This is a genomic window from Kitasatospora sp. NBC_01539 (assembly GCF_045040525.1).
Classification (GTDB): Bacteria; Actinomycetota; Actinomycetes; order Streptomycetales; family Streptomycetaceae; genus Kitasatospora.
The window spans coordinates 6,951,843-6,973,454 of record NZ_CP109390.1 but is presented as its reverse complement, the minus strand read 5'-3'; the positions used below and the strand labels follow the sequence as shown (position 1 = coordinate 6,973,454).

The window sequence follows — 21,612 nt, the reverse complement described above, 5'->3', positions numbered from 1 at the left end:
CACACCGCGTCCGCGGTGCCGTCGCGACGGTCCGGTCAGCCGACCGGCCAGGTGTGGACGGGTTCGCCGGTCCGCATGTACTCGACGTACCTCCTGGTCATGGCGGCGATGGCGGCGGTGCGGTCCATGCCGAAGTGGTCGCGCAGCCGGTGGACGGTCGCGGCCTGCCAGGAGGCGCCGTTGGTGCGGCGCCGGCAGCGCTGTTCGATGATGCCGAGGTAGCGGTCGCGGTCGGCCGGCTCGACGCCCCAGGCGTCGAGGCCCTGGTGGGCGAGCGGCAGCAGTTCGTCGAGGACGAGGTCGGTGACGGCGACGGGGGCGGTGCCGCGGCCGGTGCGCCCGTGGCGGGGCCAGTGGAGGACGGCGTCGATGCCGTGGCGGGCGGCGGTGTGGAAGTTCTCGTCGGCGCGTTCGAACGGCAGTCGGGTCCAGACCGGGCGGGACTGCTCGGCGAGCACCCGGACGAGGCCGTAGTAGTAGGCGGCGTTCGCGAGGGTGTCCGCGACGGTCGGGCCGGCCGGCAGGCAGCGGTTCTCCACGCGCAGGTGGGCGACGCCGCCGGCGACGTCGTACACCGGCCGGTTCCAGCGGTAGACGGTGCCGTTGTGCAGGCGCATCTCGGCGAGCTTGGGGATGCCGCCGGAGGAGAGCACCTTGACCGGGTCCTCGTCGTCGCAGATCGGCAGCAGGGCGGGGAAGTAGCGGAGGTTCTCGGCGAAGAGGTCGAGCGCGGAGTCGACCCAGCGCTCCCCGAACCAGGTGATGGGGCGCACGCCCTGCGCCTTGAGCTCCGCCGAACGGGTGTCGCAGGCCTGCTGGAACAGCACCGGCCTGGTCTCGCGCCACAGCTCCCGGCCGAACAGGAACGGCGAGTTGGCGCCCAGGGCGACCTGGCTCGCGGAGATCGCCTGCGCGGCGTTCCAGACCGGGGCGAACCGCTCGGGGGTGACCTGGAGGTGGAGTTGCACCGAGGTCGCGGCGGCCTCGGCGACCATCGACACCGACTCGACGGCGAGGTGCTCGACGCCCTCGATGTCGAGGGCGATGTCCTCGCCGCGCGCGGCGAGTATCTGGTCGCTGAGCAGGCTGTAGCGGTTGTTGACGGACATGCTGTCGAGGCCGGTGTGGTCGATGTCGAGGGTCGGCAGGATGCCGACCATGACGATCCGGGCGCCCGCCTCGGCGGCCTGCCGGTCGGCGTACCGCAGGCAGGTGTCGATCTCCTCGTGCAGTTCCTCCAGCACGTGGCCGCCGAGCCGGCGCGGGGCGACGTTGACCTCGATGTTGAAGCGGCCCAGCTCGGTCTGGAAGTCGGTGGAGCCGATCGCCTGCAGCACCTGGGCGTTGCGCATGACCGGCATGCCCTGCTCGTCGGCCAGGTTGAGCTCGATCTCCAGGCCCATCATCGCTCTCGGGCGGTCGAAGCGGTCCTCGCGCAGCATCCGCTCCAGCACGTCCAGGCAGGACTGGAGCTTGCGTCGGTACAACTGCCGGTCGGACAGTTCAGCGCGAGTGGCAACGACCTTCTCACCCATGAGCGTCCTCCTCCCCTAGGTCGACCGTGCAAGCATCATGCCCATCCGGAAGATCGATAGCCCGGCACCGGAACGGGCCGACGGGCGGGGATTCTGACTGCCCCTCAGCCGATATCCGACTTGCCGCTCGGAACCGAACGTGATAAGAAGGTCACCCTGCGCACCTGTTCGAGTAGAATTCGCACTGCGCTTATGCCCGGTCCCCCCGCCGCACGGCTCCGCCGTGTCGTGTGGGGCCGCGCCCGCACCGCGATCATGCCCAACCGGACACGGCCCAGGTCACGCCACGCCGGTATGCCGCACTCGCACGCCGATCTCGCATGGAGAGGCGACCCACCATGACCCTGCAGACCCCTCAGCCCCCGCCCAGCGCCCTGCGCGCCGTGCTCGCCGCCCTCGACGACGAGAGCGCACTGAGCAAGCCCGCAGCGGCAGCACTGCGCCATGCCCCCGGTCCGCTGCTGCCCGCGCATCCACTGGCCGTGTACGTCCTGGAGGGGTCCGCTCTCGCCACCGCACGCCGCACCGGCTGGCGGTTCCTGATCAAGCACGGCCCGGCGGACATCGTCGCGGCCGCGGACGTCGTCGAGGCGGCCGGCCAGGGCCACGTCTTCTCGCACTTCGCCGCCGGCCCCTACCTCGACTCGACCGTCCACGCCCTGCGGCAGGCCTGGCAGCTGGCCCAGGGCTCGCGCACCCCGCGCCGGCCGCGGCTGCTGTCGATGCCGGGCCACTACGCCACGGCGCTCTGGCTCAGCGGCGGCGACCCCGACGCCGCCGACGACCTGCTGATCCCGCTCTCCCCCGCGCCACTGGGCGTCACCGCCCACCGCATCTACCAGGCCGCCGAGCTGCTGACCGCGCTGGAGCGGCCGCCGCTCGGCGGGGCGGCGATGGCACTCGGTCGCAGCTGACGCGACGGACGGCCGGAAGGGCCATCGGCACTGACCCGTTCGGGTCAGCCGCCGGTGGCCCTTCCGGCTGTCCGCCCGGCCCGGTACCGCCTGAACGGGTGGTCCGGGCCGACAGGTTGTGGCGCATGTCACGAAACGGCTGCGGAAGTGACCTGGGACACCGACACTGGGAACCACCAGGAGTGGGGGGATGTCGTACCCACTGGAGCGTCGGTTCACACCCGGGCCGGCGAAGAGGATGATCCGCCGGCAGAGCGGCACGCCCGTGAGGTGCCGTGCGGCGGGGCGGGATCGCAAGCGAAGCGAGGGTACGAGCCATGTGCCAGCACCATCCTGAATGCCCTTCAGCGGAATCCGCCGACCGCGAGGCGGCCGTCCCCGTGGCGCGCCACCCCGACCAGGGGTGGAGCCTGCTCTGCAACGGCGTCCTGCTCTTCGAGGACACCGGCGAGCTGCTGCCCGACGGCCGGGTGATCGCGCCGCGGCGCCCGCTGGCCGTCGTGGCCTGACGCCCGCACCGCCCGACGGCAGCGGGACGGCCCCGGAGGAGTGATCCTCCGGGGCCGTCCCCGTGCGGGGCGAGGGGCGTCAGACGCCGTACTCGTCGAGCGGCGGGCAGGAGCAGACCAGGTTGCGGTCGCCGTACGCGCCGTCGATCCGGCTCACCGGCGGCCAGTACTTGTCCGCCGGGTTCACTCCGGCCGGGAAGACGGCCTCCTGCCGGGTGTAGGCGTGCTCCCAGTCGCCGGCCAGGCGGGCCGCGGTGTGGGGCGCGTTGCGCAGCGGGTTGTCCGCGGCGGGCCACTCGCCGGAACCGACCTTCTCGATCTCCGCACGGATCTCGATCATGGCCTCGCAGAAGCGGTCGATCTCGTGCAGGTCCTCGGACTCGGTGGGCTCGATCATCAGCGTGCCGGCCACCGGGAACGACATGGTCGGCGCGTGGAAGCCGTAGTCGATGAGGCGCTTGGCGATGTCGTCCACCGTCACGCCGGTCTCCTTGGTGAGCGGGCGCAGGTCGATGATGCACTCGTGCGCGACCAGCCCGCCGGGGCCGGTGTAGAGCACCGGGAAGTGCGGGGCGAGCCGCTTCGCGATGTAGTTGGCGTTCAGCACGGCCACCTGGGTGGCGCGCTTGAGGCCCTCGCCGCCCATCAGCCGGACGTACGCCCAGGAGATCGGCAGGATCGCCGCGGAGCCCCACGGCGCGGCCGAGATCGGGCCGACGCCGGTGGCCGGGCCGGCCTCCGGCTGCAGCGGGTGGTTCGGCAGGTACGGCGAGAGGTGCGCGCGCACCGCGACCGGGCCGACGCCGGGGCCGCCGCCGCCGTGCGGGATGCAGAAGGTCTTGTGCAGGTTGAGGTGCGAGACGTCCGCGCCGAACTTGCCCGGCTTGGCCAGCCCGACCAGCGCGTTGAGGTTGGCGCCGTCGACGTAGACCTGGCCGCCGGCCTCGTGGACGAGGGCGCAGATCTCGGTGATCTCGGTCTCGAACACGCCGTGGGTCGACGGGTAGGTGACCATCAGCACGGAGAGCTGGTCGCGGTGCTGGGCGATCTTGGCCTTGAGGTCCTCGACGTCCACGTCGCCGTCGGTGAGGGTCTTCACCACGACGACCCGCATGCCGGCCATCACCGCGGAGGCGGCGTTGGTGCCGTGCGCGGAGGAGGGGATGAGGCAGACGTCACGCCCGCCGTCGCCGTTCGCCAGGTGGTAGGCGCGGACGGCCAGCAGGCCGGCGAGCTCGCCCTGGGAGCCGGCGTTCGGCTGGATCGACACGGCGTCGTAGCCGGTCACCTCGACGAGCTGCTGCTCCAGGCCATGGATCAGGCTGAGGTAGCCCTGCACCTGGTCGGCCGGGGCGAACGGGTGCAGCTGGCCGAACTCCGGCCAGGTCACCGGCTCCATCTCGGTGGTCGCGTTGAGCTTCATGGTGCAGGAGCCGAGCGGGATCATGCCGCGGTCCAGCGCGTAGTCGCGGTCCGACAGGCGGCGCAGGTAGCGCAGCATGGCGGTCTCCGAGCGGTGGCTGTGGAAGACCGGGTGGGTGAGGTACTCGTCCTCGCGCAGCAGCGCGGCGGGCAGCGTGTCGGCGGTCTCGGCCAGCTCGGTGCCGGTGACGCCGAACGCGCCGAGGACGGCGGTCAGGTGCTCGCGGGTGGTGGTCTCGTCGCAGGAGGCGGAGACGGTGTCGGCGTCCACCCGGTACAGGTTGACGCCGGCCGCGCGGGCCGCCCCGACGACCGCGTCGGCGCGCTGCGGCACCCGGGCGGTGACGGTGTCGAAGAACGCCCCGTGCACGACCTCGACCCCGCCGGCCCGCAGGCCCTCGGCGAGCGCCGCGGCGTAGCGGTGGGTGCGGCGGGCGATGTCCGCGAGGCCGTCCGGGCCGTGGTAGACGGCGTACATGGAGGCCATCACGGCGAGCAGCACCTGGGCGGTGCAGATGTTGCTGGTGGCCTTCTCGCGGCGGATGTGCTGCTCGCGGGTCTGCAGCGCGAGGCGGTAGGCGCGGGTGCCGTCGGCGTCGACGGAGACGCCGACGAGGCGGCCGGGCAGGTTGCGGGCGTACTCGGCGCGCACGGCGAGGTAGCCGGCGTGCGGGCCGCCGAAGCCCATCGGCACGCCGAAGCGCTGCGAGGTGCCGCACGCGATGTCGGCGCCGAGCTCGCCGGGCGACTTCAGGAGGGTGAGGGCCAGCAGGTCGGCCGCGACGGCGACGACCGCGCCGAGGCCGTGCGCCTGCTCGATGACGGGGGCGAGGTCGCGGACCGCGCCGGAGGCGCCCGGGTACTGGAGCAGCACGCCGAAGACGCCGCGCTCGGCGATCTCCGCGGGAATGCCTCCCGACAGGTCGGCGACGACGACCTCGACGCCGGTCGGCACGGCGCGGGTCTCGATCACCGCGACGGTCTGCGGCAGGGTGTCGGCGTCGACCAGGAAGACGCCGCCCTTGACCTTGGTGACGCGCCGGGCCAGCGCCATCGCCTCGGCGGCGGCGGTGCCCTCGTCGAGGAGGGAGGAGCCGGAGGTGGCCAGGCCCGTCAGGTCGGAGACGACGGTCTGGAAGTTGAGCAGCGCCTCCAGGCGGCCCTGCGAGATCTCCGGCTGGTACGGCGTGTAGGCGGTGTACCAGGCGGGGCTCTCCAGCACGTTGCGCAGGATCACCGGCGGCGTGAAGGTGCCGTAGTAGCCCAGGCCGATCATCGAGGTGAGGACCTCGTTGCGGTCGGCCAGGTCGCGCAGCTCCGCGAGCACCTGGGCCTCGCTGCGGCCGGCGGGCAGGCCGAGCGCCTCCAGGCTGCGGATGGCCTCGGGCACGGCCGCGTCGGAGAGCTCGTCCAGGGAGGCGTAGCCCACGTGGGCCAGCATCTTCTCCTGAGCGGCGGCGTCGGGGCCGATGTGGCGGGTCTCGAACGGACTGGCCTGCTCGAGCTCGGTGAGGTTCGGCTGGGCGTTCATGGGGGTCGAGGCCTCCTGGTCACGGACCGGCGGGGGTGCGCACGCCGGTCGGCCGCCATGGGGAGCCGGAGACGTACGAACCCGTCAGGCCTCCCCCTCTGTCATCGGTACCTGAGAGCTTCGCCGCATCGGTGCCCGGAGGCATCCTGTCGACTTGCACCGTCGGTGAGAGTGGTGCCGGCGGCTCCTGCGCCATCGGCCCTGCCCTGCTTTCCAGAGTGACCTATCCCACGCGGTACGGATGCCTGAGAGATTCCGGGGAGGAGTTGCTCCTTCGGCGCCCCTTTCCCAGCTCAGCGGGGTCGGGGACTCTCCCGCGCGGGCTCGGCGGTCGCCGCCCAGGATACCAGCGGGAGGGCCGTGGATCACGGCCGCTGTGACGGCCGTCGCACGGGCCTCCGCCGGGGCGGCCGCCCGGACGGCTGTCCGCCGGACGGATCAACCGCCGCCCGGACGGCCCTCTCCGGCTCGCGGGTGTCCGGTTCATGCCGTTTCGTGTGAGATGGCGTCTGGCCAGCTCCTCCAGCCGTCCCCACAACCGAGCGCCACAGGAGCAGTTGCACTGGAGGAGAACAGCGTGCAGACCGATATCGATCCGCGAGACCTGATCGGACACAAGGCGGTCGACCGGAACGGTGACAAGATCGGCACGGTTGACGAGGTGTACCTCGACGACGCGACCGGTGAGCCCGAGTGGGCCGCGGTCCGCACCGGCATCTTCGGCAGGGACGCCTTCGTCCCGCTGACGACCAGCGAGTTCTCCGGCGAGGAGCTCAAGGTCCCGTACGACAAGTCCCTGATCAAGGAGTCCCCGGACTTCGGGGTGGGCCAGCACCTCTCACCGGCCCAGGAGCTCCAGCTCTACCGCTACTACGGCCTCGACACCTCGGGCCCCGGCCGCCCGACCGCACCGGCGGCCGGTGCCGCGGCGCCCGCGGACGCCGACTTCGGCGCGGTGCCCGTCGCGGCCGGCGAAGCGGTGCGCACCGGCCCGGCCGCGGACGCGCACGAGCGGGCCCGGCGGGCCGGCCGGGACGGCGGGCACACCGACCGCCACGACCGCCACGACCGCGGCGACGGTGAGCGGGCGGCGACGGCACCGGCTCCTCCGGCGGTGTCGAACAACGTCCGCCACCTGGTGCAGCCGCCCGCGGCGCAGCACGGCCCGTCGGCGGCGCAGCTCGCACCGAAGCAGGCCGCCGAGGCGGGGCCGAGCGGCCCGGTGGAGATCACCTGCCGCGAGGAGCGCCTCGACATCAGCACGGAGTGGCACGTGCTGGGCACCGCGCGGCTGCGCAAGTACGTGACGTCGGAGGCCGTCGAGCGGCGGGTGCCGGTGGTGCGCGAGCGCGTCCGGGTGGAGCGGGTGCCGGTCGGCGACGCCGAGCGGGCCGCGCTGAGCGAGCAGGAGATCGCCGAGGCCATGGAGGAGGTGACGCTCCGGGAGGAGCGTCCGGTGGTCCGCAAGTACCTGGCGCCGATCGAGCGCGTCCGCCTGGTGGTCGAGCGCTACACCGAGGAGGAGCTCGTCCGCGAGGAGCTGCGGCGCGAGCAGGTCGAGGTCCACGACGGCACCGCGCAGCAGCCGTCCGAGTCGCCGCAGGTCAACACGGCGGAGACCTCGGGCGGCATGCGCAGCGCGGCGATGGCCGGGCATGCGGGGCTGGCGACGGGGCCGGTCGTGACGCCGCTCGCGGCGCGGACGGCCTCCGGCCCGGTGCGTCCGGAGCCGCTGCTCCCGTCCTGAGCCACCGCGCCTCCGGCGCCTGCCCAGGCCGCTCCTCCGGTCGCCGCCTCCGGTCGCCGTCCCGGCCGCTCCTCCGGTCGTCTCCCGGCCCCGCCTTCGGTCGCCGTCCCGGCCCCGGTCCGCTTCTGCGGGCCGGGGCCGGGGCGTTCCCCAAAGGTTGGCCAGTCGATATTTGACAGGCTGAAGTATCTACCTGCATCGTTACTTCAGCTGATTCACTATCGCATGCCTGAAGCAGTCGGCTCCGGGCAGCACGACAGGAGGAACCCCCGTGAGTGAGGCCCCACAGCCCGCCACCACGGCACACCGGCCGAGCAGTGCGCGCGTACTCCCCGCGCTCGTCCTCGCCATGCTGGCCTTCAGCGTGGTGCAGACCGCGGTCGTCCCGATCCTGCCGTCGCTGGCCAGGGAACTCGACGTCTCCGGCTCCAGCATCACCTGGCTGATGACCGCCAACCTGCTGTCCGCCGCCGTCCTCACCCCGATGCTCGGCCGCTTCGGCGACCTGCGCGGCCGCAAGCCGATGCTGCTCGTCGCCCTCGGCGGCCTGGTCGCCGGCTCCGCGATCGCCGTCGGCACGCACTCCTTCACCTGGCTCGTCATCGCCCGGGTGCTGCAGGGTGCGGGCGGCGGTGTGCTGCCGCTGGCGATCAGCATCGTCCGCGACGAACTGCCCAAGGCCAAGGTCACCGGCGGCGTCGCCGCCATCAGCGCCTCCATGGGCGTCGGCAGCGGCCTCGGCCTGGTCGTCACCGGCCTGCTGCTGGAGCACTGGAGCTACAAGTCGATCTTCTGGATGGGCCTCGGCTTCGGCCTGCTCGCCGTCCTGCTGGTCGCCCTGCGGGTGCCCACCGACCCGGTCGTCGACAAGGCCGGCGGAGCCGACCCGCTGGGCGCCGTCACCCTCGCCGGCTGGCTCTCCGCACTCCTGGTCGCCGTCAGCCAGGGCAACACCTGGGGCTGGACCTCCAACCGCACCCTCGGCCTCTTCGCCGTCGCCGCCGTGATCGCACTCGTCTGGGTCGCCGTCGAGGCCAGGGTCGCGCACCCGCTGGTCGACATGAAGATGATGGCGCGCCCCGCGGTCGCCTTCACCAACCTCTCCGGCCTGCTCATGGGCTTCGGGATGTACGGCTCCTTCATGGTCATCAGCAACTTCGCGCAGACCCCGGAGAAGCTCGCCCACTACGGCTTCACCGCCACCGTGCTGCACGCCGGCGTCATGCTGCTGCCGTCCGCCCTCGGCTCGATGGCCGCCGCACCGATCGGCGCCCTCCTCATCGCACGCCGCGGGCCCCGCCTGCCGCTCGTCCTCGGCGGCGTCCTGGGCGGCGCGAGCATGGTCTACCTCGCCCTCCGGCACGGCTCCGAGATCGACTTCTACCTCGCGTCCGCCGTCTTCGGCCTCGGCGTCGGCCTCGCGTACGCCGCCATGCCCGCGTACATCAACGGCGCGGTCCCGGCCGAGCAGAGCGGCATCGCCAACGGCATGAACGCGGTGCTGCGCACCGTCGGCGGCGCCATCGGCACCGCCGTCATGGCCGCGATCCTCACCGGCGACACCATGAAGCTCCCGATCCCGGTCTCCCTGCCCACCCTCACCGCGTACGAGCACGCGTACTGGACGGCCGCCGTCATGTGCCTGATCGCAGGTCTGGTGCCGTTCGGCATCCGCCGGATCAAGGCCGACGCGGCGGAGAGCACCACCCCCGGTGCCCTCGACGGTGCCGGCACCGCGGCCGCCGTCGGGGAGCCCGCCACGACCGGCGCCTGACGAGGCGCCCCGCTCGCGCCCGGGGACAGGGCGCGGGAACGGCCGGGCACCGTGGGGACGACGGGCATCGCCCCACGGCACCCGTCCGGCTTGCCGAGTGGCCCGCACCAGGGACGGTGCGGGCCACTCGGCCTTTCCGCGAACGGCACCACCACGGCCCGGCCTACGGCGGCGGGCGCAGCGGCAGCGGGTCGGCGGGCTCCAGCGCGGGGTCCTCGATCGCGAAGGTCCGCACCCGCCCCGGCGGCCCGTACGGCGTCTCGAAGCGGACGGTGACGCGGCCGACCCCGCTGCCCTGCACCCAGCCCGGCCCGTGCTCCGCGTGCAGCACGTCCTGGCCCGGCAGCCAGCGGCGCGCCGCCGCGGGTCCGGCCGGGAGCACCGGCTCGACCTCCACCGCCGGACCGGCCTCGGCCTCCACCGCCCCCTCGGCGGCGTGCGCCGCCTGCGCGAAGAGGTCCTCCTGCGTGTAGTCGGCCAGCTGCGCCACCCCGACACCGAGCAGCCGGACCCCGCCCGTCGTGTCCACCTGGAGCGCCAGCCGACGGGCCGTGTCCGCGATCACCGCCTCGTCGTCGGTCGGGCCGCGCAGCGTCTCCGAGCGGGTGAGCGTCGAGAAGTCGAAGCGGCGGACCTTCAGCACCACCGTGCGCCCCGAGCGGCCCGCCGCGCGCAGCCGTCGCACGCACCGCGCCGCGAGCAGGTCGATCTCCCGCAGGATGCGGTCGCGGTCGGCGAGGTCCACCTCGAAGGTGTCCTCGACCGAGACGGACTTCGCGTCCCGGTCCGGCACCACGGGGCGCCCGTCCAGCCCTATGGCCATGTGGTGGACACCGCTGCCGTGCGCGCGCCCGAGCAGCTGGACGAGCTCCGCCTCCCCCGCGTCCGCCAGGTCCGCCACCGTCGTCAGACCGGCCCGCCGCAGCGCCTGCTCGGTCGCCGGACCGATGCCCGGCAGCGCCCGCACGGGCATCGGGCTCAGGACGGCCCGCTCCGACCCGATCTCCACCAGCACGAGGCCGTCCGGCTTCGCCTGCTCGGAGGCGATCTTGGCCATCAGCTTCGAGCCAGCCGCCCCGACCGAGGCGGTCAGGCCGGTCCGGGCCAGGATGTCCGCGCGCAGGTCCTCGGCGACCGCGAGCACCAGCTGCGCGCCCTCGGCCGGGCCCGCACCGGCGAGCGCGGGAGCGTACGGGCCGGCCTCCAGGTCGACGAACGCCTCGTCCAGGCTGAGCGGCTCGACCAGCGGCGAACGCTCGCGCAGCAGGCCCATCACGATGTCGCTGTTCTCCCGGTAGGCCGCGAACCTGCCCGCCAGGAAGGCGGCGTTCGGGCAGAGCCGGCGTGCCTGGGCCATCGGGAGCGCCGAGTGCACCCCGAAGGCCCTGGCCTCGTAGGAGGCGGTGGAGACGACGCCGCGACCGCCGAGGCCGCCCACGACGACGGGCTTGCCGCGCAGGCTGGGCTTGGCCGCCTGCTCCACCGCGGCGAAGAAGGCGTCCATGTCGAGGTGGATGATGCTCGGCACAGTCCGCACAGGGCGATCATCGCGCACGGCTCTGACAATGCGTTCGAGGCGACCCGCCGCGCCGCGGCAGCACGACGACCGGACGGCACGGCGACCGGTCGGACGGGCCTCCTCAGCCGGTGGGCCCGTCCGCCAGGGCCCGGCCGATCCCGGTCTCCCGGACGCCGAGGAACTGCGGGTCGGGACGGAGCAGCGCGTCCATCAGCGCCTTGCCGGCGCCCGGGATCTCCCGCAGGCCGCCGTAGTACCAGGTGGCGTTGTGCGCCTCGGCCACCGCCACCGCGTACGCGTCGATGCCCGCGGCCCGGCACAGCGCCAGGGCCCGGCGGACATGGAAGTCCTGACTGACCAGCAGCGCCCGGTCCACGCCGAAGATCCGCCGCGCCCGACTGCAGGAGTCCCAGGTGTCGAAGCCCGCGTAGTCGCCGACGACCCGCACCTCCGGCACTCCGCGGGCCGTCAGATAGCCCCGCATGGCGTCGGTCTCGTCGTAGTCGGTGCGGCTGTTGTCGCCCGTCACGAGGATGGCCCGCACCTTGTGCTGCCGATACAGCGTCAGCGCCGCATCGAGCCGGTGCGCGAGGTACGGCGACGGCTCGCCGTCGAAGAGGCCCGCCCCGAACACCACCGCCACCGGGGCGGAGGGCGCGTCGGCGACCGTCCGCACCCGGCTGTCGGAACCGGTCCACAGCCAGGCGCTGGGCAGCAGCGCGACCGCCGTCAGCAGCACCGCGGCCTGGAACCACCGCCGACGGCCGGCGCGGCTCCCCGGACCCGGCACCCGCCGGCCGCGCAGCAGCCCGGCCCACGCCCGCCGAGCACCGGCCGGCGCCCGCCGAGGTCCTGACAGCGCCCGCACCGCCCGCCGGGGCCCCGGCGTCCGCAGCAACCCCGCCGCGGCGGCACGCTTCGCCCGGCGCAGCACCTTCACATCCTTGATCGACACACCTGGCGGGACGCCGACGGCCTGCCGTGCGGTTCCCGGTCGCGCCGGGAGCCGGCGGCGGCGGGGTCAGACGGCCCGGTTGCGGCGCTGTGCCAGCTCGTCGGCCGGGTCGTGGCCGGGCAGTGTCTCGCCGGTGTCGGTCCGCTCGGCGTGCAGCCGCCCGAGCGTCGTCTCCAGCTCCAGCCAGACCGCTCCGACCGCGATGCCGAACATGCCCTGGCCGCCGCCGAGCAGGTCGACGACCTGCTGTGGTTTCGTGCACTCGTAGACGGTGGCGCCGTCGCACATCAGCGTGAGGCCGGTCAGGTCGCCGGGCTCGACGGCTTGCAGGTGGGCGACCGCGACCCGGATGTTCTGCAGGGAGACGCCGGCGTCGAGCAGCCGCTTGACGATCTTCAGCAGGAGGATGTCGCGAAAGCTGTACAGCCGCTGCGTACCGGCCGGGTACGCGGTGCGCACGCTCGGCTCCAGCAGGCCCGTCCGCGCCCAGTAGTCGAGCTGACGGTACGTGATGCCGGCCGCCGCGCAGGCGGTCGGGCCGCGGTAGCCGACGAGCGCGGAGGTCGGCGGGATGCGTTCGATGGCCGGCTGGCCCGCCTGGACGGCCGGGAAGCGGCCGACCCGGGGCAGATCGCTCTCGACGGGCTCGGCCGGTGCGTCCCAGATGCGACTGCTGCGGGCGGCCCGCGGCAGGTGTACGGCGCACAGGGCCCCGGCGGCAGCGTCGTCGCCCGTACCGCTCATGCCTTCCTCCGTCCACTCGGCCTGCGGGTCTCCGGGCGCCGAACGGCGCTTTTCGACCCCAGTCACCCTTGACGGTAGGCAGTCACCCATGGCCCGTCAACGATCGCCACGCCGCGGCTCCCGCTGAAAGTCACTCCGGAGAGTGGTTTTTCGTGCCCTTAGTGTGGATATGGAACGACGCTTTTGCAAAGCGGCACGCGCGGCCTCATCCGATCCGCAAGACGCCGACGGCCTCCGCGGTCCGCCCGGGGCCGGTACCGCTCGTGCCGTCCCCCGGCCCTGCCGTCCCCGCTACTGCTGGCCGCCGCCGAAGTCCTCCGGCGAGACCTGGTCGAGGAACTCGCGGAACTTCTCGACCTCGTCCTCCTGCTCGTCCGGGATGGCGATCCCCGCCTCCGCGAGCACGTCCTCGCTGCCGAAGATCGGCGTGCCGGTCCGCAGGGCGAGCGCTATGGCGTCCGACGGGCGGGCGCTGACCTCGACGCCGCCGGAGAAGACGAGCTCCGCGTAGAACACCCCGTCCCGCAGGTCGCTGATGCGCACCTCGGTGAGCTGCTGGCCGAGTGCGTCGAGCACGTCCTTGAAGAGGTCGTGCGTGAGCGGGCGGACCGGGGTCATGCCCTGCTGGGCGAAGGCGATCGCCGTCGCCTCGCCGGGGCCGATCCAGATCGGCAGGTACCGATCGCCCCCGACCTCCCGGAGCAACACGATCGGCTGGTTGGAAGGCATCTCCACCCGGACACCCACGACGTCGAGCTCATTCACACTCGCAACCCTATGGCTCACGCCGCCGATAGGAAAGCGCAGCCCCTCACCCGCTGGTCAGGGCCGCGTCCCGGGGGTGTCGCAGCCTCAGGTACGCACCACCCGGCGGGGCCGGCCGGGCTCGGCACCACTCCGGGCCGGCCGACGGCGGCCCGGCGAACGGGGGCCACGACGGACCGCGCGGCGGCACGACCGGCGGTATCCGGTCCGGAGGCGTTCGGCTGCGGAGGGCGCCGGCCGGCTCAGCTCGGGCGGGCGCGCAGCCCCGCCTGCACCATCGCGGCGTGCAGCCGCACGGAGAGCGTCGCCAGGTCCCGCGCCGTCGTCTCGGCGTGCGCGCGGGTCTGCGGGTTGCGGTGCCGCCGCAGCGGGGCGACCACCTGGTCGACCAGGGCCACCTCGCGCTCGGCCGCGGCCTTCATCGCGCGCAGGTGCCGCGGCTCCAGCCCGTACCGTCCGAGTTCGGCGACCAGCCGGGCGATCTGCAGGGTCTCGCCGTCGTAGCCGCCGTCCGGGCCCGGCACGACCAGGCCGTACGCCTCCCACTCGCCGAGCTCGGTCTCCCCGGCCTCGGCCGCGGCCAGCAGCTCGGCCCGTCCCAGCCGTACCCCGGCGGCGGCGTTGCCCGCCGCGGCGACCAGCTCCCGGTCGGCCTCCTCCAGCGGCCCCGGACGGGCCTCCGGCGCAGGCAGCGCGGGCGGTGCCTCACCGCGCTCGATGGCGTCCAGGTGCTCCCGGATGACCCGCAGCGGCAGGTAGTGGTCGCGCTGCATGCGCAGCACGTACGCCAGCCGCTCCACGTCACCGGCGCTGAACTTGCGGTAGCCCGAGGGCGTGCGCTGCGGATCGACCAGGCCCTCGGCCTCCAGGAAACGGATCTTGGAGATCGTGACCTCGGGGAAGTCGTCCCGCAGGAAGGCCAGGACGGCCCCGATCGAGAGCAGTTCGTCGCCCCTCCCCCGCACCTCGGCCGCACGGCGTGTGGCGGGCACGGGGGAGGCCCCGAGAGTGGTGGGAGGATTCGCGGTCACTCGGGCTCCTGCCGAAGTCGGATTCAGTACCCCCGGACGTGGCCGGCGAAGAACACCAGCCGGTACTTGCCGATCTGCACCTCGTCGCCGTTGCTGAGCGTCACCTCGTCGATCCGCTCCCGGTTGACGTACGTGCCGTTGAGGCTGCCCACGTCCGCGACCGAGAAGCCGCCGCCGGGCAGGCGCCGGAACTCCACGTGCCGACGGGAGACCGTCACGTCGTCCAGGAAGATGTCTCCCTGCGGGTGCCGGCCCGCCGTGGTGACGTCGGAGTCCAGCAGGAAGCGGCTGCCGGAGTTGGGCCCGCGCTGCACGATCAGCAGCGCCGAACCCATCGGCAGCGCGTCGATCGCCGCCATCACCTCGGCGGACAGCGCGGGGGTTGCGCCGGTCGACGTGGCGTTGGGGTCGTACGACTCGATGCCGGAGATCGAGATGGTCGAGGTGGTCTCGGCCGCACGCTCGGGCTGCGGTGCCGTACGCAGCGCAGACCCGCAGTTCGAGCAGAACCGGGCCGTGACCGGGCTCTGGTTGCCACAGTGCGGACACGGGAAGGTGCCGGCCATCGTCACAGCCTCCTGGCTCGGCACACCCTGCTGGACGTGCCCCGCGTAGGGGTCCGGGGAAAACCCTCCACCAGGGGTTGAGGGTGCTGCCGGGAAACCTATGCGCGGCGCGCCACCGGTTTCAACCGACGCGCCGTAGCCCGGCGCATTCCCCTCGTACGGAGCCGCGACCCGGCCGTCGAGGTACGTCGGGCGTTCGGCGTACCGGTCCGCCTCGGGGGCGGGACGCATGCCGGGCACCGCCGCCTCGTCGCCCGCACGGTGGCGGGCGGTGGGCGCCTCCGCGGCGCCCTGGCGGTTGTTGCGACCGAACAGCTTCGAGAACAGACTCACGGGCGAATCCCCTTGCGTGTGACAGACCCGCCCGCGGGGCAGGGTGACAGGCTCGGACAGACAGCGTGCCCGGCATCCGGCCGGGCCCGAGCAGCCGGCGGGGCGTACCGCCGGGGTGGAACATCCCAGTGTGCATCAGGCCCGGTGGGAACGGCCCACCGGGGGCGGCGCAGACCTGACGGGGTGTGAGGAGGTCGGCCCGTCACTTCGCCGCCGGCTTGCCGTACTGCAGCGGCGCCGGCGAGGCCAGCGCGTCGACGACGACCTTCTGCTGCTGCGTGATGACGGCGGTCGCCTGCTGCTTCTCCAGGGTCCGGACGACACCGCCCGGGATGTTGAGCGCGGGCGTCAGGTCCTGCGGGTTGCCCACGACGGTGAAGCGGAACGGCTGGGCGATGTCCTTGCCGTCGATCTGGACACCGCTGACGGTGCCGTCGGTGAAGTAGGTGCCGGCCACCACGCGCACGTCGTTGATCTGAATCGCCTCCGCTCCCGCCGCTCGGAGTTCCTGCAGGGTGTCCAGCAGCATATCCGCCTTCACCTGCCCCTGGGGATCATTGATCGTCAGGATGATGCCAGGTCCGGTCGCCTGCTCGGTGCCCGCCAGCACGCCCAACTCCGCCACCTTCCTCAGGGTCTGCTCCTTGGCCTCCCTGGCCTGGTTGGAGCTGTTCTCCAACTGGATCAGGGACTGCTCCAGCTGCGTCTTCTCCTGCTGGAGACGCTGCTGGCGGCTGTCCAGTTCGTCGAGGATACGGACAAGATCCTCCTGGCGGGCGCCGCGCAGCTGGTTGTGGTCGTTGGTGGAGCGCACCTGGATGGCGAGGCCGAGGCCCAGCGCGAAGAGCAGCACCGCCACGACCAGCTGCCCGCGGGACACCCGCAGCGGCCACAGGGCCGCCCGGAGCCTCCGTCGTGCGTCGAAGCCGTCGTCCGCGCGCACGGTCTCCACCGAGGTGGCGCCGTCCACGGCCGCACCGCCGCCGACGGCACCGCCATCGACGGCACCGACGGGCTCGGTGCCGGGATCCGCGGCCCCGTCCTCGGCTGCTCCGTGACCGGCGGTCCCGGCCGGATCCCGGGGCTCATCGGGCGGGGGCGGCATGCCGGGCAGCCCGGGACGGGGCGCCTCCGCAGGCTCCTCCCCCATCGGCATCGGCATCGGCATCGGGGCCGGCAGGTCCGCCGGACCGCCGAGCGGCTCCTGCGGTTCCGGCCTGCCTGCGGCCCTGTCGTCCTGTTCCACGCCTGTTCCCCTCACGCCCTGAACACGTGCCGCCGGATCGCGGCAGCGTTGGAGAAGATCCGGATGCCGAGCACCACGACGACGCCCGTCGAGAGCTGCGCCCCCACGCCGAGCTGGTCGCCGAGGAAGACGATGAGCGCCGCGACGACCACGTTGGAGAGGAACGAGACGACGAAGACCTTGTCGTCGAAGATCCCGTCCAGCATGGCCCTGACCCCGCCGAACACCGCGTCCAGCGCCGCGACCACCGCGATCGGCAGGTACGGCACCACGGCGTCGGGCACCTCGGGCTGGACGAACAGACCGACGACGACGCCGATCACAAGGCCCAGAACGGCAATCACGGTGAAGGTACTCCTGTCCCGGTGGCGGACGACTTGTCGGCCGTGGCGGCGGTGCGACGCGGCGTGGGGCTGCCCGAGGCCCTACCGCTCGGCGCGGGGCTGGGCGAAGAACTGGGTGAGGGACTCGGCGAGGGCTCCGCGCCGCCGGGCCGGGCGGTGCGCAGGGTCACGCCGACCGCGGCGGGCAGCGTCAGCCTGCTCTGCACCGACAGGTTCGACCTGATCCCGTAGCTGTCCCCGATCAGCCCCAGGTACCGGCCGGCCCAGCTCGCCTCGAAGGCCTGCTTGAACCGCTCCCCGTCGCCGATCGCCAGCACCGTGTACGGCGGCGCCAGCGGACGGTTGTCCACCAGCACGGCGTCACCGGCCGCGCGGATCGCGGACAGCGTGGTCAGCCGCTGCCCGCTGATCGACACCGCCTCGGCGCCCACGGACCACAACCCGTTCACGATGAGCTGAAGATCGCGGTCGCGCAGCCGCCCGGTGTCGCTGAAGCCCTCGGCCTCGCGCGGCTTGTTCACCGAGCCGCCCGCGGCGGTGTCCGCCGCGTCGTCGAGGACGAGCTTCACACCGCGACCGGTGACGGCTCCCGTGCCCGTACGGGCCTGGAGCTGGGCGAGCCCGCCGTCGCCGTCCGAGGGCAGCGCCTGCTGCTGCGCGCGGTCGACCTCCTGCCGCAGCTGTTCGACCTGCCGTTGCAGGTCGTCCGCCGCGCGCGTCGAATCGCCGACCCGGTGCACGAGGGCGTCACGCTCCTTGGCGAGGGCCGGTTCCGCCTTGGAGGCGTTCACCCCGCTCACGGTGATCACGGTCGTGGCCAGCGCGAGCCCGAGCGCGAGGACCATTCGGCCCCGCTGGGTGGTCGGCAGCCTGCGCGGCCCGTCGGCGCCGCGCGCGGCCTCCGCGTAGCCCTCGTCCAGGCTGTGGTCCATGACGTTGGTCAGCAGGGACATCGAGGCGTCCGGACGGTCGAACCGCCCGCTCCGGTTGCTCGGTGTCGGAGTTGCTGGCATGCCGGACATCGTCGCACGTCGCTGCGGCGGCGTACGCACAGCCCCCGCAATCACCCGTCCGAGCGACATGCGGAACGCAGCACGGGCCGGGGTGAGGCGGCTGCTGCCGTCTCACCCCGGCCCGTCGACGGGTCGGATCCGCGCGGTGCCCTCCGGCCTAGCGGCCGGCCGAGTCCACCACGGCCGCCCACTCGTCGAGGAGCTGCTCCGTGGCCTGCTCGTCCGGCCCCTCCGCCCACAGGTGCGTGACGGCTTCGGCCGGGTCAGGCAGCACCAGCGTCCAGCGCCCGTCCGGCTCGACCACGCGCACGCCGTCCGTGGTGTCCAGCTTCCGGGTGCCGGCCGCCTCGACGACCGAGCGCATGACCATGCCCTTGGCCGCCCACGGGGTCGCGATGTCCCGGCGCTGGATGTGCGCCTGCGGGATCCGCGCATCGATCTGGCTCAACGTGAGCTGTGTACGGGCCACCAGGCCGACCAGCCGCACGAACGCGGCCGGGCCGTCCAGCACCCCGCTGAACTCCGGCACCACGTAGCCGCCCCGCCCGTCACCGCCGAAGACGGTGCCTTCGGCCGCCGAGGCCTTCGCCAGGTCGTCCGGCGAGGTGGTCGTCCACGTGACCTGCGTCCCGTGGTAGGCCGCGACCTGCTCCGCGATGCGGGTGGTCGTCACCGGGAGCGCCACCTGACCGCTGCGGCGCTCGGCGGCGACCAGGTCGAGCAGCACGAGCAGCGCCCGGTCGTCCTGGATCACCCGGCCGAGCTCGTCGACGAACGAGACCCGCTCGCCGACGGGGTCGAAACGCACGCCGAAAGCCGCCCGCGAGGACGACACGAGCTCGCCGAGCCTGGCGAGCGCCGCGCGCCGTTCGTCGGCGTCCTCCGTCGGCCGGGCCTCGTCGAGGCCGCTGTCGACCGTGAGCGCCTCGACGCCGAGGCGGCCGAGGATGCTGGGCAGCACGAGCCCGGCACTGCCGTGCGCGGCGTCGACCACGACCTTGAGGCCCGCCTCGCGGACCCCCGAGATGTCGATCGACCGCAGCAGGTTGCGCGCGTACGAGTCGAAGACGCTCGACGGGTGCAGCAGGTCGCCGATCTCGCCCGGGAACGCCCTGCGGAACTCCTGGCGGGCGTAGACCCGGTCCAGCTTCCGCTGCCCGGCCTGCGAGAGGTCCGCTCCGGTCTCGTCGAAGAAGAGGATGTCCAGCGAGTCCGGCACACCGGGGGTGGTCCGGAGGAAGATCCCTCCGGCGCTGCCCCGCGCGGTGTTCTGCCGGGCGACCGGCATGGGTACGTTCTCCAGGTCGCGCACGTCGATGGCGCTCGTCTGCAGCGCCGAGATCATCGCTCGTTTGAGTGCACGGGCACCACGGGAGTGGTCACGCGCGATGGTGACGGTGGCGCCCTTCTTCAACGTGGTGGCGTAGGCCCCGGCCAGCCGCACGGCGAGCTCCGGCGTGATCTCCACGTTGAGGATGCCCGAGACGCCGCGGACGCCGAACAGGTGCTCCTGCCCGCGGGACTCCCAGATCACCGACGTGTTGACGACCGCGCCTGCCTCGATGGTCTTGAACGGGTACACCCGCACGTTGCCCGCGAGCAGCGACTCCTCGCCGATCAGGCACTCGTCCCCGATCACCGCGCCCTCGTCGATCCGCGCGGCCCGCATGACGTCCGTGTTCTTGCCGATGACGCAGCCGCGGAGGTTGCTCTGCGGCCCCACGTACACGTTGTCGTGGATCACGGCCTTGTGCAGGAACGCCCCGCGCTTGACGACGACGTTGCTGCCCAGCACGGTGTGCTCGCGGATCTCCACCCCGGCCTCGACCTTGGCGTAGTCGCCGATGTAGAGGGGGCCGCGCAGGATGGCCTCCGGGTCCACCTCGGCGCCCTCGGCCACCCACACGCCCGGCGAGATCTCGAACCCGTCGAGCTCGACGTCGACCTTGCCCTCCAGGACGTCGGCCTGCGCCTTGAGGTAACTCTCGTGGGTGCCCACGTCCTCCCAGTAGCCCTCGGCGATGTAGCCGTAGACCGGCTTGCCCTCCTTGAGCAGCTGCGGGAAGACGTCGCTGGACCAGTCTACGGACTCGCCGGCCGCGACGTACGCGAAGACCTCCGGCTCCATCACGTAGATGCCGGTGTTCACGGTGTCCGAGAAGACCTGCCCCCAGGTGGGCTTCTCCAGGAACCGCTCGACCTTGCCCTCGTCGTCCGTGATCGTGATCCCGAACTCGAGCGGGTTCGGCACCCGCGTCAGGCAGACGGTGACCAGGGCGCCCTTCTCCCGGTGGAACGCCACCAGCTCGGACAGGTCGAAGTCGGTGAGCGCGTCACCGGAGATCACGAGGAACGAGTCGTCCTTGAGCGCGTCCTCCGCGTTCTTCACACTGAAGTTCCACCCTGCGGTTGGACACCTGGACACTGGGACGTGTGAGCCCAGAGGAAGCAGTGCCAGGTGGGAACCAAGAGCAACATGAGTAAGCGCTACACGGCGGAGTTCAAGCGGGACGCGGTCGCGCTCGTCCGGTCCTCGCCGCATCGGAACGTCACCGAGATCGCCCGGGAGCTCGGGGTCAGTCCGGAGGGGCTGCGGGGCTGGGTGAAGCAGGACAAGACCGACCGGGGTGAGGGCCGACCGGGCGAGCTGACGAGTGCCGAGCGCGAGGAGCTCACCCGCCTGCGGCGGCAGACGGTCGAGCAGCAGAAGACGATCGAGATCCTGCGCAAAGCGGCCGCCTATTTCGCGACCGAGACGATACGGTGATCCGCTTCCGTTTCGTTGATGACCACCACGGCGCCTGGGGCGTCAAGCGGATCTGCCGAGTACTGGGGATCGCCCGCTCCTCCTTCTATGCCTGGCGGGCCGGCGAGCAGGACCGCCGCGCCCGCATGCGGGCCGAGGACCTGCTCGCCGCCGAGATCACCGTGATCCACCTCGCCTCCAGGGGCTCCTACGGGGTGCCGCGCGTGCATGCGGAACTGCGCCGCCAGGGCCGACTCGTCAACCGGAAGAGGGTGGAGAGGATCATGCGCGAGCGTGGGATCGCGGGCGTCACCCGCCGCCGGCGCCGCAACCTGACTCGTCAGGCCCGCAAGCCGGTGCATGTTCCGGACCTGATCGGGCGCGACTTCACCGCGCCCCGCCCTGGAGTGCGGCTGGTCGGCGACATGACCTGCCTGCCGACCGAGGAGGGCTGGCTCTACCTGGCCACCGCGATCGACCTGGCCACCCGCGAGGTGGTCGGCTACGCGATGGCCGACCACCACCGCGCCGAGCTGCCGGTGGCCGCACTGCGGATGGCGGCCGGACGCGGCGGCCTCGAGCGCAGCTGCATCTTTCACTCGGACCGCGGCAGCGAATACACGTCGACTGAATTCCGAGCCGAAATAGGCAAGTTGAAGATGAGGCAGTCGATGGGGCGAGTCGGCTCCTGTTACGATAACGCCGCTGCCGAGAGCTTCTTCGCCGTACTGAAGGAGGAGATCGGCACCCGGGTCTGGCCTGACCGCGCCAGTGCCCGCGCGGAGGTCTTCGAGTTCATCGAGACCTTCTACAACCGCAGGCGCCTACGCAGGCACCCGGAGTGGGGCTACCTCACGCCACTCGAGATCCGGCAGCGACACCAGCAAGGTCATACCCTCGCGGCGTAGAAGATCGGTG

17 protein-coding genes, 1 pseudogene and 1 riboswitch are annotated in these 21,612 nt (G+C 72.8%); of the genes and pseudogenes, 6 read left to right on the top strand and 12 right to left on the bottom strand.

What is annotated here, in order from left to right; translation table 11 throughout:
- Positions 1 to 35: 35 nt before the first annotated feature.
- A complete protein-coding gene (locus tag OG335_RS30220; RefSeq protein ID WP_405014299.1) occupies positions 36 to 1,535 on the bottom strand; it encodes a glutamate-cysteine ligase family protein in 1,500 nt (499 codons plus the stop codon).
- 338 nt (positions 1,536 to 1,873) lie between these two features.
- On the opposite strand from OG335_RS30220, the gene OG335_RS30215 reads away from it, so the two are divergent.
- Together OG335_RS30215 and OG335_RS30210 are read left to right on the top strand one after the other, a co-directional pair.
- Positions 1,874 to 2,449, top strand: coding sequence for a hypothetical protein (locus OG335_RS30215; protein WP_405014298.1), 576 nt, complete (start codon positions 1,874 to 1,876; stop codon positions 2,447 to 2,449).
- 317 nt (positions 2,450 to 2,766) lie between these two features.
- Complete coding sequence (locus tag OG335_RS30210; RefSeq protein ID WP_405014297.1) at positions 2,767 to 2,958, top strand: DUF5999 family protein; 192 nt, start codon at positions 2,767 to 2,769, stop codon at positions 2,956 to 2,958.
- A 79-nt stretch (positions 2,959 to 3,037) separates the two neighbouring features.
- Here the strand turns inward: OG335_RS30210 and gcvP are convergent, their stop codons facing one another.
- Entirely contained in the window at positions 3,038 to 5,911 is a 2,874-nt protein-coding gene (gene gcvP / locus OG335_RS30205) for an aminomethyl-transferring glycine dehydrogenase (protein WP_405014296.1), read from the bottom strand.
- 223 nt (positions 5,912 to 6,134) lie between these two features.
- Positions 6,135 to 6,238, bottom strand: a riboswitch (glycine riboswitch).
- A 250-nt stretch (positions 6,239 to 6,488) separates the two neighbouring features.
- On the opposite strand from gcvP, the gene OG335_RS30200 reads away from it, so the two are divergent.
- A complete protein-coding gene (locus OG335_RS30200) occupies positions 6,489 to 7,658 on the top strand; it encodes a DUF2382 domain-containing protein (protein ID WP_405014295.1) in 1,170 nt (389 codons plus the stop codon).
- Between the two features lie 271 nt (positions 7,659 to 7,929).
- Positions 7,930 to 9,432, top strand: a complete 1,503-nt coding sequence (locus tag OG335_RS30195) for an MFS transporter (RefSeq protein WP_405014294.1) — start codon at positions 7,930 to 7,932, stop codon at positions 9,430 to 9,432.
- A 163-nt stretch (positions 9,433 to 9,595) separates the two neighbouring features.
- Here OG335_RS30195 and OG335_RS30190 read toward each other — a convergent pair whose 3' ends face one another.
- The 10 genes and pseudogenes from OG335_RS30190 to OG335_RS30145 form a co-directional block, all read right to left on the bottom strand.
- Positions 9,596 to 10,969 carry a DNA polymerase IV gene (locus tag OG335_RS30190; protein ID WP_405014293.1) on the bottom strand — a complete coding sequence of 458 codons (1,374 nt, stop codon included), beginning with the start codon at positions 10,967 to 10,969 and terminating at the stop codon, positions 9,596 to 9,598.
- Between the two features lie 103 nt (positions 10,970 to 11,072).
- A complete protein-coding gene (locus tag OG335_RS30185) occupies positions 11,073 to 11,759 on the bottom strand; it encodes a vancomycin high temperature exclusion protein (protein WP_405015576.1) in 687 nt (228 codons plus the stop codon).
- Positions 11,760 to 11,972: 213 nt separating this feature from the next.
- Complete coding sequence (locus OG335_RS30180; protein WP_405014292.1) at positions 11,973 to 12,650, bottom strand: MerR family transcriptional regulator; 678 nt, start codon at positions 12,648 to 12,650, stop codon at positions 11,973 to 11,975.
- 291 nt (positions 12,651 to 12,941) lie between these two features.
- Positions 12,942 to 13,415, bottom strand: coding sequence for a bifunctional nuclease family protein (locus tag OG335_RS30175; RefSeq protein ID WP_405014291.1), 474 nt, complete (start codon positions 13,413 to 13,415; stop codon positions 12,942 to 12,944).
- A gap of 242 nt (positions 13,416 to 13,657) precedes the next feature.
- Positions 13,658 to 14,407, bottom strand: coding sequence for a MerR family transcriptional regulator (locus OG335_RS30170; RefSeq protein WP_405015575.1), 750 nt, complete (start codon positions 14,405 to 14,407; stop codon positions 13,658 to 13,660).
- A 62-nt stretch (positions 14,408 to 14,469) separates the two neighbouring features.
- Positions 14,470 to 15,345 (bottom strand): FHA domain-containing protein, encoded by an 876-nt coding sequence (locus tag OG335_RS30165; protein ID WP_405014290.1) that lies wholly within the window; start codon positions 15,343 to 15,345, stop codon positions 14,470 to 14,472.
- 202 nt (positions 15,346 to 15,547) lie between these two features.
- Positions 15,548 to 16,591, bottom strand: a complete 1,044-nt coding sequence (locus OG335_RS30160) for a DUF881 domain-containing protein (RefSeq protein WP_405014289.1) — start codon at positions 16,589 to 16,591, stop codon at positions 15,548 to 15,550.
- A gap of 11 nt (positions 16,592 to 16,602) precedes the next feature.
- Positions 16,603 to 16,935, bottom strand: a complete 333-nt coding sequence (locus OG335_RS30155; protein WP_405014288.1) for a small basic family protein — start codon at positions 16,933 to 16,935, stop codon at positions 16,603 to 16,605.
- Positions 16,932 to 17,957, bottom strand: coding sequence for a DUF881 domain-containing protein (locus OG335_RS30150; RefSeq protein ID WP_405014287.1), 1,026 nt, complete (start codon positions 17,955 to 17,957; stop codon positions 16,932 to 16,934). Before OG335_RS30150 ends, OG335_RS30155 begins: the two co-directional genes overlap by 4 nt.
- A 148-nt stretch (positions 17,958 to 18,105) precedes the next feature.
- Positions 18,106 to 20,358 (bottom strand): annotated as a pseudogene (locus OG335_RS30145) (sugar phosphate nucleotidyltransferase); the annotation flags it as partial.
- 48 nt (positions 20,359 to 20,406) lie between these two features.
- Here OG335_RS30145 and OG335_RS30140 point away from each other — a divergent pair.
- Positions 20,407 to 20,715, top strand: coding sequence for a transposase (locus OG335_RS30140; protein WP_405014097.1), 309 nt, complete (start codon positions 20,407 to 20,409; stop codon positions 20,713 to 20,715).
- A complete protein-coding gene (locus tag OG335_RS30135) occupies positions 20,712 to 21,602 on the top strand; it encodes an IS3 family transposase (protein WP_405014096.1) in 891 nt (296 codons plus the stop codon). Before OG335_RS30140 ends, OG335_RS30135 begins: the two co-directional genes overlap by 4 nt.
- The last annotated feature ends 10 nt before the right edge of the window (positions 21,603 to 21,612 follow it).

Coding starts and splice junctions, on each gene's coding strand:
- gcvP (WP_405014296.1), bottom strand. CDS start 5,911: ATGAACGCCCAGCCGAACCTCACCGAGCTCGAGCAGGCCAGTCCGTTC.
- OG335_RS30180 (WP_405014292.1), bottom strand. CDS start 12,650: ATGAGCGGTACGGGCGACGACGCTGCCGCCGGGGCCCTGTGCGCCGTA.
- OG335_RS30215 (WP_405014298.1), top strand. CDS start 1,874: ATGACCCTGCAGACCCCTCAGCCCCCGCCCAGCGCCCTGCGCGCCGTG.
- OG335_RS30220 (WP_405014299.1), bottom strand. CDS start 1,535: ATGGGTGAGAAGGTCGTTGCCACTCGCGCTGAACTGTCCGACCGGCAG.
- OG335_RS30150 (WP_405014287.1), bottom strand. CDS start 17,957: ATGTCCGGCATGCCAGCAACTCCGACACCGAGCAACCGGAGCGGGCGG.
- OG335_RS30210 (WP_405014297.1), top strand. CDS start 2,767: ATGTGCCAGCACCATCCTGAATGCCCTTCAGCGGAATCCGCCGACCGC.